The organism is Bradyrhizobium manausense (assembly GCF_018131105.1).
Taxonomy (GTDB): domain Bacteria; phylum Pseudomonadota; class Alphaproteobacteria; order Rhizobiales; family Xanthobacteraceae; genus Bradyrhizobium; species Bradyrhizobium manausense_B.
On the sequence record NZ_JAFCJI010000001.1, the window covers coordinates 3,618,078 to 3,628,671 of the forward strand.

Annotated in this window: 11 protein-coding genes; 3 read left to right on the forward strand and 8 right to left on the reverse strand. The window is 64.2% G+C overall.

The features are described from left to right. Nucleotides 1–77: 77 nt before the first annotated feature. Both JQ631_RS17340 and atzF read left to right on the forward strand, forming a co-directional pair. Nucleotides 78–584 carry a MarR family winged helix-turn-helix transcriptional regulator gene (locus JQ631_RS17340; protein ID WP_212327894.1) on the forward strand — a complete coding sequence of 169 codons (507 nt, stop codon included), beginning with the start codon at nucleotides 78–80 and terminating at the stop codon, nucleotides 582–584. A gap of 191 nt (nucleotides 585–775) precedes the next feature. Continuing rightward, entirely contained in the window at nucleotides 776–2,581 is a 1,806-nt protein-coding gene (gene atzF, locus JQ631_RS17345; RefSeq protein ID WP_212327896.1) for an allophanate hydrolase, read from the forward strand. A gap of 7 nt (nucleotides 2,582–2,588) precedes the next feature. On the opposite strand, the gene JQ631_RS17350 is transcribed toward atzF, so the two are convergent. The 8 genes from JQ631_RS17350 to ugpB form a co-directional block, all read right to left on the reverse strand. Continuing rightward, entirely contained in the window at nucleotides 2,589–3,311 is a 723-nt protein-coding gene (locus JQ631_RS17350) for a GntR family transcriptional regulator (protein WP_212327898.1), read from the reverse strand. 4 nt (nucleotides 3,312–3,315) lie between these two features. Continuing rightward, nucleotides 3,316–3,708, reverse strand: coding sequence for an oxalurate catabolism protein HpxZ (hpxZ, locus tag JQ631_RS17355; protein WP_212327899.1), 393 nt, complete (start codon nucleotides 3,706–3,708; stop codon nucleotides 3,316–3,318). Nucleotide 3,709: 1 nt separating this feature from the next. Then, nucleotides 3,710–5,104, reverse strand: coding sequence for an AtzE family amidohydrolase (locus tag JQ631_RS17360; RefSeq protein WP_212327900.1), 1,395 nt, complete (start codon nucleotides 5,102–5,104; stop codon nucleotides 3,710–3,712). A gap of 7 nt (nucleotides 5,105–5,111) precedes the next feature. After that, nucleotides 5,112–5,291 (reverse strand): DUF4089 domain-containing protein, encoded by a 180-nt coding sequence (locus JQ631_RS17365; RefSeq protein ID WP_212327901.1) that lies wholly within the window; start codon nucleotides 5,289–5,291, stop codon nucleotides 5,112–5,114. Between the two features lie 180 nt (nucleotides 5,292–5,471). Beyond that, nucleotides 5,472–6,449, reverse strand: a complete 978-nt coding sequence (locus JQ631_RS17370) for an aminoglycoside phosphotransferase family protein (protein ID WP_212327902.1) — start codon at nucleotides 6,447–6,449, stop codon at nucleotides 5,472–5,474. 18 nt (nucleotides 6,450–6,467) lie between these two features. Next, on the reverse strand, nucleotides 6,468–6,743 hold the full coding sequence (locus tag JQ631_RS17375) for a protealysin inhibitor emfourin (RefSeq protein WP_212327903.1): 276 nt from the start codon (nucleotides 6,741–6,743) through the stop codon (nucleotides 6,468–6,470). Nucleotides 6,744–6,774: 31 nt separating this feature from the next. Continuing rightward, entirely contained in the window at nucleotides 6,775–7,806 is a 1,032-nt protein-coding gene (locus tag JQ631_RS17380) for a M4 family metallopeptidase (protein WP_212327904.1), read from the reverse strand. 236 nt (nucleotides 7,807–8,042) lie between these two features. Beyond that, entirely contained in the window at nucleotides 8,043–9,368 is a 1,326-nt protein-coding gene (ugpB, locus tag JQ631_RS17385; RefSeq protein ID WP_433995509.1) for a sn-glycerol-3-phosphate ABC transporter substrate-binding protein UgpB, read from the reverse strand. A 204-nt stretch (nucleotides 9,369–9,572) separates the two neighbouring features. Here ugpB and JQ631_RS17390 point away from each other — a divergent pair, with 204 nt between their 5' ends. Further along, the gene (locus JQ631_RS17390; RefSeq protein ID WP_212327905.1) at nucleotides 9,573–10,568 is read left to right on the forward strand and encodes a TRAP transporter substrate-binding protein; all 996 of its coding nucleotides are present in this window, start codon (nucleotides 9,573–9,575) and stop codon (nucleotides 10,566–10,568) included. The last annotated feature ends 26 nt before the right edge of the window (nucleotides 10,569–10,594 follow it).

The window sequence follows — 10,594 nt, forward strand, 5'->3', positions numbered from 1 at the left end:
ATGGCAATTGTTGTCGTCAACAACAATCTTCCGTTTCGGCCGTCGAGGCGCTAGGGTCAGCCGGCAGGAGACACGATGTGAGAACCAGCGCAGCCAGAGCCGATACCCGCACCTCCCCGCGCAAACACGGCGGCAACGGGGCGGCGCGGCGGATCGACGCCGACGAGATCGGGCTCGACGCGCTGGTCGGCCATGCCGGCTATGCGGTGCGGCGCTTCCAGATCTGGATCTTTCAGGACTTCATCAAAACGCTCGGCGACGTCGACATCAGGCCAACGCAGTACTCGGTCCTGACCGTGATCGGCGCCAATCCCGGCCTGTCGCAGATGGCGGTGGCAAAACGCCTCGGCATCGAACGCGCCCGCCTGGTGCATCTGCTCGACAGCCTTGAGCAGCGCAAGCTGGTGAAGCGGATCAAGTCGAAAGCGGACCGGCGCTCCCATGCGCTGCACCTCACGGCCCCGGGCGAGACTGCCCTGGCCAAGTTCAAGCGCCTCGCAGCCGAGCACGAGCGGCATGTCGAAGACAAGATCGGCAGGGAGAACCGGGAGCGACTACTCCAGATCCTTGCTGGCTTCACCTGAATCGAGGCCGCCTATTATTTAGGCAAATATTGCAGCGGAGCCTCGGCACGATCGCCTAATCAATCATCGCGGCATCGCACAAGCTGCTGATTTTTCGATAACATCCGGAGCAGCCGCGCGGCCCGGGCATTGTACACAATGGCACACCACTTGCTTCAATCAGGCTGAAGCCGTTGCCGGAGTTTTTCACCATGGGGGCTGAACAGCCTGAAACGATCGCCGCGATTGTGGCCGCGCACCGCGCGGGCACGCTGACGCCGGCGCAGACGATCGCGCGGACCTATCAGCGCATCCGCGACCACAATGATCCCGCCATCTTCATCAGCCTGCGCGACGAGAAGGACGCAATCGCGGAGGCCGAAAGGCTCGCCGTGAAGGATGCCACCAGCCTGCCGCTTTATGGTGTGCCGGTCGCGGTGAAGGACAATATCGACGCTCTGGGATTTCCAACCACGGCGGCCTGCCCGGCTTTCTCCTACACACCGACGTATGACTCGACTGCAGCCGAACGACTGCGCGCGGCCGGCGCGATCATCATCGGCAAGACAAATCTCGACCAGTTCGCAACCGGCCTCGTCGGCGTCCGCTCGCCCTATGGCATTCCGAGGAACTCAATCCGCGCGGATCTGATTCCTGGCGGATCGAGTTCGGGCTCGGCGGTCGCGGTAGGAGCGGGACTGGTGCCGCTATCTCTCGGCACCGACACCGCCGGCTCGGGCCGCGTGCCGGCGATGCTCAACAACATCGTCGGGCTGAAGCCGAGCCTCGGCATGATCTCGAATGCGGGGCTCGTTCCGGCCTGCCGCACGCTCGATTGCATCTCGGTCTTCGCGCTGACGGTGGACGACGCCGCGTTGGCGCTCTCCGTGCTGGCCGGGCCTGACCAGGCCGATCCATTCTCCCGCGACCTGCCGCTTCAGCCCGTCACGCCGTTCCCCGCGAATCTGCGCCTCGGCGTGCCGCGTAACGGGCAGCTCATCTTCTTCGGCGACAGGACGGCAGAAGCGGCTTATGGCGAAGCCTTGAAGCGCTGGGCCGCGCTCGGCGCCATGCTGGTCGAATTCGACCTCGAGCCGTTCTACGAGACGGCCCGGCTGCTCTACGAAGGCCCGTGGGTCGCCGAGCGATATCTCGTGATCAAGAACTTGCTCGCGTCCGCACCCGACTCGATCCACCCGGTGACGCGTGAGATCACCGCCGCCGGCGCGCGGCTGACGGCGGCCGAGACCTTCTCCGCACTCTACCGCCTGCAGGGCCTGCGCAAGACCGCGGAACGCACGTTTGCCAACATCGACGCGCTCGTGCTGCCGACGGCTCCGACAACGTATACGACGGCGCAGGTGCTCGCCAATCCGATCGAGCTCAACAGCCGGCTCGGGACCTATACCAATTTCGTGAACCTGCTAGATCTCTGCGGCCTCGCCGTGCCAGCATCGATGCGCGCGGACGGCATTCCGTTCGGCATCACCCTGCTCGCGCCCGCGGGCCGCGATGCGCTGCTCGCCAGCATCGGCCGCGTCTTCCATGCCGATACCAGGTTGACGGTTGGCGCCAAGGGTGTTGCGCAGGCACCGCTTGCACCTTTGCCGGAAGGCCGCAGCGACGAAATCCCGATCGCGGTGGTCGGTGCGCATCTCTCGGGCATGGCGCTGAACGGCGAGTTGAAGGCGCTGAACGCCAAGCTGGTCGAGGCGACAAATACGGCGCCCGATTACAAGCTTTTTGCGCTCGGGACTACGCCACCGAAGCCGGGCTTGCTCCGTGTCGAGGCCGGCAAGGGCGCATCGATCGAACTCGAGATCTGGTCGCTGTCGTCGTCCGCCTTCGGCAAATTCGTCGACGCGATTCCTGCGCCGATGGCGATCGGCACGATCCGGCTTGCGGATGGCCGCAATGTGAAGGGGTTCCTCGTCGAGCCGGAAGTGCTGAACGCGGCGCGGGATATCACGTCATATGGCGGCTGGCGGAAGTTTATGGCGGAAGCCGCAACGGCGTAGGCACGACCTATACCGACACCGCGTAAATCTCGTACTCCCCGCGCACCAGCCCGATATGCGCGCGCATCGCCGCTGCTGCGCCCTGCTTGTCGCCGCGCATGATAGCGACGACGACGCGGTCGTGCTCGGCTTGCGACTTTGCGAGGCGGCCGAGATTGCGGAATTGGGCGCGGCGGAACGGCTGCACGCGGACGCGCGTCGCCAACGTGATCTCGGCGATGTAGCCGTTCTGCGAGCCCGCATAGATCGCGTTATGGAAGCGCTCATTGACGTCATGGAAGCGATCGGGATTGCCGGCGGAGCTCAATACGCGCAGCTCCTCGTGGATCGCTTCCAGGCCGTGGCGCTCGGCCGCCGACATGCGCTCGGCGGCAAGACCGGCGCACAGCGCCTCCAGTTCCGCCATCGCCTCGAACATGCTCTTGAGACGTTCGACCGACGGCTGCGCTACCACTGCGCCGCGATGGGCACGCGCTTCGACGAGGCCGCTCGCGACGAGCTGGCGCAGCGCCTCGCGCACCGGGGTCCGCGAAACGCGGAAGCGGCGGGCGATGTCGGTCTCATCCAAGGGGGCCCCGGGCGCAAAAGTTCCCTGCACGATCTCGTCGGCGAGTTGAAGCCGCAACTCCTCGGCGCGCGTGATCCTCTGCACCGACGAAGCGGCACGGTCGATGCGGGGCACCACCGGCTCGGCCGGCCGTATCCCGGGCGGGAAATCGTCAAGCGTCATACGGTCAGGTCTTTTTCGACTCGTCGATGATGCTGACATGGGCCGCGACGACACGCCAGCCCTCCGGGAACCGAATCCAGGTCTGCATCTGCCGGCCGACCTTGCCAGGCACCGTGTCGCGATAGAACAGGGTGGAGGCCACCGCTGTGTCGCGGCCGTAGCTCGAGATCACAGTCTTGGCAGTGCGGCGGTTGAGGCCGACCGGCGAACGCGCGGCGCGGAAGCCGGAGATCGCCTCATAGCCGTAGAGGTTCTCGCCGATGCCGTAGCGCAGCGTGCGAGGATCGTTGCGGAACAACTCGCCGAGCACGGCGACGTCGTTGGTGACGAGCGCCTGCTCATAGCGTTCGAACGCGGCTTTGACTTCCGCGATCACGTCGGGGAGATCGATCTCCATCTCAAATTCCTCTTGGGCTAGGCGCAGCGACCACGCCCATCTTCTCCAATGCGTACGCGACGCGCAACGCGATGTCCTCGCGCCAGGGAGCGGCAATGATCTGCACGCCAATCGGCAACGGCTCGAGCGGCACCGGCACCGCGACCACGGGCAGACCGACGAACGAGATCGGCTGGGTGTGGATGCCGATATTGGCGCGTACCGGCAGTTCGACGCCGTCGAGATTGAAGTTCACCTGGCCGAGCTTCGGCGCAGTGCAGGGCGTCGCCGGCGCGATCAGCACGTCGACGGATTTGAAGATCTCGGCAAGCTGCGCGCGATACCAGCGGCGGAATTTCTGCGCGCGGTCGACCAGCGGCGCCGGCACCATCGCGCCGGCGATCAATCGATCCCGCACAGCCGGATCGAAATCGTTCGGGCGCTTGCGCAGGCGGTCGAGATGCACCGAGGCGCCTTCGGTGGTGGTGATGACATAAGCCGCCGCACGCGCCCGCAAGGCTTCGGGCACGTCCACCACTTTCGTTGCACCAAGCGCCCTGGCGACACGGCTGACAGCTTCGACGGCTTCCGGAAACACATTCTGCTGGAAATAACCGCCCGCAATCGCAATCCGCAAATCCGAGATCGGATTGGAAATCAACGGCAATGTCGGCTCTAACCCTCGCGTCGTACAGGCGGCATCGTCATCATCCGGACCCTGCATGGCGTCATAGGCGAGCGCGAGATCGGTGGCGCATCGTGCGAACGGGCCAAGATGATCGAGGCTCGCGACGAACGGAAACGAGCGTGCCCGCGACAGCCGGCCATAGGTCGGCTTCAGGCCAAAGATGCCGCAGAAGGACGATGGCACGCGGATCGAACCATTGGTGTCGGAGCCAAGTGCGATCGGCACCAGCGCGCCTCCGACGGCGCTGCCTGAACCGCCCGACGAGCCACCGGTCATCCGCGTCGTGTCATGCGGATTGCGCGAGGGGCCGTCATGGGTGTTCTCGCCCGTGAAGTCGTAGGCGTATTCGCCCATGTTGAGCGCGCCGACGAGCACAGCGCCGGCCGCTTCCAGTCGCTCGATCAGCGTGGCGTCGCGCTTGGCGGGCGCGAGGTCGCGATTGATCTTCGAGCCCGCGCGCGTCGGAAGCCCGGCGACGTCAAACAGGTTCTTGACCGCGAAGGGCACGCCGGCGAGCGGGCCGACGGTCTTGCCGGCGGCAATGTCAGCGTCGATGGCGAGCGCCCTGGCGCGGGCGCGATCGGCGGTGACGTCGGTAAAGGAATTGAGGACGGTGTCGTGCTGCTTGATGCGCGCGAGGGCCGCTTCAGTGGCATCGAGCGCCGACATCGTTCCGCCCGCAACCGCGCTCGCGATTCCTGACGCCGTCATCTCTGGCTTGGTGGTCATGGCAGCATCAGACGGTAAAGATCGGCGCCGGCTCGGTCTCGTCCGGCAGCGCGAATTCGTCGACGAGGCGGCCGAGCCGCAGCGAGACTTCGAGATTGGCGCGTACCGCAGGCCGCCAGGCCTCTTCCACCGGCAGCGCCAAGGCTTTCGATACGGCGTCGATATAGTCGTCCAGCAGATCGGCCATCACGCTCCCAAACATCAGTGCACCGGCAACGGCGGATGCGGATCGCCGTCAACATGACGTTACGTAATAAGTTGTGACTTTGGAAGGCTGGACCTTGGCGCTCGAGCCTTGGATCGTTGCGAGGGCAGCCTACTTAATAGGCAACGTCGCACGCTTCGAAGGGCAGCCGGCCCCCGGCGATCACTCCGCCCAGATCAACTCCTGCAATTCGACAAGATCATTTGCCTTGTCCTGCCAGCCCTCGATGCAAATGTGGCTGTTGAGGTCGCTGGCATGGTGCAGCAGCATCAGAGCCATCAGGCGGCGCTTGAGCGCGAAATCGGGATTTGAGTAGCCGAAGCCTTCGAGCAGGCTGCGCACTCTCCGCGGCCGACCTGCAGACATGAAGGCGCTGGGGCCGAGCAGATCGTAATCGCGCCAGCCTGCACGGACGTCGCCGAAGTCGAACAGGCCCGCGAGTGACCAGTCGCCGTTGCGACAGGCGAGCAGAAAATTCTCCGGAATGTATTCGCCGATCAGGATCACCGGCGGCGCATCCATCGGGATCAGCATTGCGGCATCGCGCAGGAGATCGTCGAGGCCTTCAAGGAATTTCGGCGCGAGGCCGAGACGGGTGTGGCGCGCGCGACAGCCCAGCATCTGCGCGCGGATGAACGCGTCCCACCGCGGCTCCATCTCTGCCAGCGGGCCGAGCGGCGCGCGCTGCACAGCGGCAATGGTCTCGCCGATCTGGCGCAACACGCGCTCCTTCTGCGCTTCTGGCAATGAGGGCCAGACTTCCGAGCCGAGCGTACCTGAAAGGCGCGTGATGACGAGATAGGGCCAGCCATCGCGCTCACCCTCCACGATGATCTCGGGAATCGGCAGATGAAGCCGGCCCACAAGCTGCGTCAGCGAGCTGCGCTCCGAGACGAATTGCGCGCGCAATAGCGGCGGGAATATCTTCAGGATCAGCTTGTCGCCGAGCCCGACCACGAGGTTGGTGCCGGTCGAAAACACATGCGGCGCGTTGATATCGAGACCATGGCCGCGCGCAATGTCGAGCGCTACTGGCAGCCATCGGGAGGGGTCGGCGCGCAAGGCGCGATAAGCCTCTCGGCTCGCCGAAGCCGATGCGCCCCACACCCCGGCCGCGTCAGGCGGTAGCGTCGCGTCCATCACAGCGTCCGCCCAGCTCTACTCCAGCACATCCTTGACGCTGTTCTTGATGGTCGAGGGCACGGCATGCTCGGGGACTTCAATGGTCTGGGTACCGCGCGTGATGCGGTAGGTGAACGCGTCGGCCTGCCCGGAACGCGCCGCAGGGATTTTCTTCGGGTCGGCGAACAGCTGGTCCACCGTCTTCTGGTCGGCGGACGACAGATCAGACACGGCCAACTCGCCGCGACTCTTGAGGTGAGGGCCGCCGAAACCGGCGACCCCTCCGACGCGCTCGATCTTCAGGCGATCCACGCTGTCTTCCTTTCGGGGCGTGCTTGACCCTTCACAGCCCGATCTTCGTCCACCCCGCATTGACGGCAGCGGCGACGGCGGGCGCCTTCGGGTACATTGTTTGCGCCACCTGACGGGTCCGGGCGGCAAATGCCTTCATCGTCATGTTTGGCGTGGGGCCGAAGCCCGTCAGCGAACGATACCACACTTGGCCGACCTCGGCCCAGCTATTCCCGCCGAGCGTCACGCAGGCCGTATAGAAAGCCAGATTGGGCGGCCCGCTCGAATAATGCGGATCCATGCCCGGCGTGATCTGGGAGTATTTGGTCGGCTGCGGCGCCAGGCAGTGTTTGCCGGCCGGATTGGCCATGTCGCGCAGGCAGGTAAAGCCCTTCTTCTTCGACGCCGGGCCCATGATGTCGCGCCCGATCAGCCAGTCCGCCTTCTTGACGGTCTGCCTGGCTTCCCACTGCCGGAACATCGAACCGAAACAGTCGGACATGCTTTCGTTCAGGCCGCCGGCATCGCCGCTGTAGGCGAGTTGGAGACTGTGCTGGGTCACGCCATGAGTCAGCTCGTGGCCGATGACGTCGTTCCCCCTGGTGAAGTCGACGAAGATGCTGCCGTCGCCATCGCCGTAAATCATCTGCGATCCGTTCCACATGGCGTTGTTGTACTTCTCGCCGAAATGGGCCGACGACATCATGGTCATGCCGTGATCGTCGATCGAATTCCGGTTGAAAACCTGCTGATAGAATTTCGCGACTTTGGTAGTCTGGTTGAAGGCACGCTTGACGGACGCGTCGGGCGACGACTTCGGCTTCGGAACGGGCGTACCCGGCAGCGTCTGCGTATGCTTGCAATCGTAGACCGTGACGGACGGTGCCGCGGCAAGCGTAACCAGCCCACTGGCGCGCGTCGCGGCAACGCTGGTGAACCTCGCAGCCTGCGTCCGCAATTCGCGCAGTTCGTGACTGATCTGGACGGTGTCGACCATCCGCTTGCGAATCGGAGCCGCGAGCTTCTTGTCCTGGGAGAGCCTGGTCAAAACGTCGTTCGGGATGATGAAGCATGAGCAGGGCATCGATAGCCTCCAATACAGCTTTTCGAAAATGATGAATGAAACAACCGCAAGGTCATGGCCGCCCAACGGCGACGAGCGTTGCCGCAGACGGGCGTGACGCGACCAGGATTATTGCAGGGACCCGGCGTGTTGCGTGTGAACTCGCACACACATCTCTGGTTGAGCAACGCCCGGTTCGCATTCGCCGCGAACGAAGCTCGCGCTTCGCGTGTACGATCGCGAGATCAACGCCTCGGCTAGCGATCCGGGCTGGCGCGCTCGAACTGGCGCAGCAGCTTGTTGCCGCGCTCGACTGCGGTATCCAGCGCGGCTTGCGCGCTCTTCTGGCCGGCAAACGCCTGCTCGAGCTCTTCCTCGATCGCGCCGCGGATCAGGTTGAACGAGCCGAGCCGGATGCCCTTGGAATTTGCGGTCGGCGGATGCAGCGTGATCTCCTCGAACGAGATCGCCGAGCCCGGGTTGCGCTCGTAAAAACCTTGCGCGCGCGTCAACTCGAAGGCGGCGCGGGTCACAGGCAAATACCCGGTGTTCTGATGCCAGGCGGCCTGGACGCCGGGTTGAGACAGATAGGCGAAAAACCGCGCTACGCCCTTGTATTCCTCGCGCGACCGGTCGCGCAGCACCCACAGCGTGGCGCCGCCGATGATGGAGTTCTGCGGCGCACCCTTCACGTCGGGCCAGTACGGCATCATGCCGTAGCCGATCTCGAACTTCGAATTGGCCTTGATGTCGGCGCGCGTCGCCGAGGAGCCGATGAAGATGCCGCACTCACCGTTCTGGAAACGCGGCTCGGCCGATTGCCCACGGCCGCTATAGTCGAACAATTTTGTCTTTTGCCATTCGGCGAGCTGAGCGATGTGCTTGACCACGACCGGATTGTTGATGGTCAATTCCGCATCGAGGCCGGCAAAGCCATTCCCGCGCGTGGCCAGCGGCAGATCGTGAAACGCCGAAAAATTCTCGACATGAATCCAGGACGGCCACGACGTGGTGAAACCACAGACCGCGCCGCGCTCGCGCAGGCGCTTTGCAGCAGCACCAAGCTCAGGCCAGGTTTTCGGCGGCGTCTCGGGATCGAGGCCGGCGTCGCGGAACATGGTCTTGTTGTAGTAGAGGATCGGCGTCGACGAGTTGAACGGAAACGACAGCAGATTGCCGGCGGCGTCGGTGTAGTAACCGGAGACCGCCGGAAGATAGTCGGTGAGCGAGAACGGCTCGCCCATGTCATGCATCATGCTGTAGACCGGATAGATCGCGCCTTTTGCTGCGGTCATGGTCGCCGTGGCAACCTCATTGACCTGGACGATCGCGGGCTGGCTGCGCGAGCGGAAGGCGAAGATCGCGGCCGTCACCGTCTCGGTGTAGTTGCCCTTGTAGGCAGGCACGATGCGATAATCGGACTGCGAGGCGTTAAAGTCGGAAGCGAGCTTATCGAGCTGCTTGCCGAGCTCGCCCGACATGGCGTGCCACCACGCGATGTCGGTCGTGGCACGCGCCTCGCAGCTCAATGCGAGAGCCAAAGCGGCGGCGGCGACCTGCAAAAGGCGCAATGCTGAAGTCACGATGGCTCTTCCCGGATCAAGCGGCGAAAGGCGACCGAACCTTGCTTAAGGCGCAGCACGAGCGGTTTCAACCGGGAATGAAGGCAGACCGCGGCGCACAATCACCCGGCCGGCTAGGGTCTGGGATGGCCTTCCCTTAACCATCTGCTAGATTGCATTGAACCTTTTGGTCCCGCCATAGACTCCATCTCCGAGGGGTTGAGTGTGCCAGTGTTAAACCGTGCCGAATTCTCGCGGACCGGGGTGATTTTCGTTGCGCTTCTGTTCGCCATCTGCGCGACGGGCGCCGCTGCGCGCGAATTCCGCGCCGCCGACACCCAGAGCGAGGACTACCCGACCGTCCAGGCGCTCCGCTATATGGGCGCGCTGATCGCCGAGCGCACCGGCGGCCGCCACGAGATCAAGGTGTTTCACTCCCGCCAGCTCGGCGAGGAGAAGGAGACGATCGAGCAGACCCGCGCCGGCGCAATCGACCTCAACCGGACCAACGTGGCCCTGATCGGCAATTTTGTCCCGGCGATGAACGTGCTGGCGATGCCGTTCCTGTTCCGGTCCATCGAGCACATGCAGAAGGTGCTGGACGGAGCGATCGGCAACGAGATCCTCGGCAGCTTCGAGCCTTACGGATTCGTCGGGCTCGCCTTCTACGATTCCGGGGCACGCTCGATCTACAACAGCGTCCGTCCGGTAAAGAGCATGGCCGACCTCAAGGGATTGCGGATCCGGGTGCAGCAATCGGAGTTGATGAGCCAGATGATTCGATCGCTTGGCGCCGAGCCGGTCGAATTGCCCTATGGCCAGGTGCTGACGGGGCTCGCGACCCATCTGATCGACGGCGCCGAGAACAACTGGCCATCCTTCGTGACGACGGACCATTACAAATATGCCGGCTACTACACCCTCACCGAACACACGATGAGCCCGGAGGTGCTGGTAATGTCGCTCAAGGCGTGGCGCAGCCTCTCGGCGGAGGACCAGACCATTTTCAGGGAGGCCGCACAGCGCTCCAGCCAGTTCATGCGCGAAAAATGGCGCGACCTCGAGGAGCAGTCCCAGCACAAGGCGGAGGCCGCCGGCATCATCGTGACCAAGGATATCGACCGCAAGCCGTTCGAAGATGCGATGGCGCCGGTCTACGCCAAGGCCGCGCAAGATCCCGCCGCCGCGGCGCTGATCGAACGCATTCGCAAGGTGGAGTAACGCCGCTTGATCGCGACTGGCACCAG

What these genes read in the sequence shown, in the direction of transcription:
- JQ631_RS17380 (WP_212327904.1), bottom strand. Translation starts at nt 7,806, where the DNA reads ATGCCCTGCTCATGCTTCATCATCCCGAACGACGTTTTGACCAGGCTC.
- hpxZ (WP_212327899.1), bottom strand. Translation starts at nt 3,708, where the DNA reads ATGGAGATCGATCTCCCCGACGTGATCGCGGAAGTCAAAGCCGCGTTC.
- JQ631_RS17365 (WP_212327901.1), bottom strand. Translation starts at nt 5,291, where the DNA reads ATGGCCGATCTGCTGGACGACTATATCGACGCCGTATCGAAAGCCTTG.
- JQ631_RS17360 (WP_212327900.1), bottom strand. Translation starts at nt 5,104, where the DNA reads ATGACCACCAAGCCAGAGATGACGGCGTCAGGAATCGCGAGCGCGGTT.
- JQ631_RS17350 (WP_212327898.1), bottom strand. Translation starts at nt 3,311, where the DNA reads ATGACGCTTGACGATTTCCCGCCCGGGATACGGCCGGCCGAGCCGGTG.
- JQ631_RS17370 (WP_212327902.1), bottom strand. Translation starts at nt 6,449, where the DNA reads ATGGACGCGACGCTACCGCCTGACGCGGCCGGGGTGTGGGGCGCATCG.
- atzF (WP_212327896.1), top strand. Translation starts at nt 776, where the DNA reads ATGGGGGCTGAACAGCCTGAAACGATCGCCGCGATTGTGGCCGCGCAC.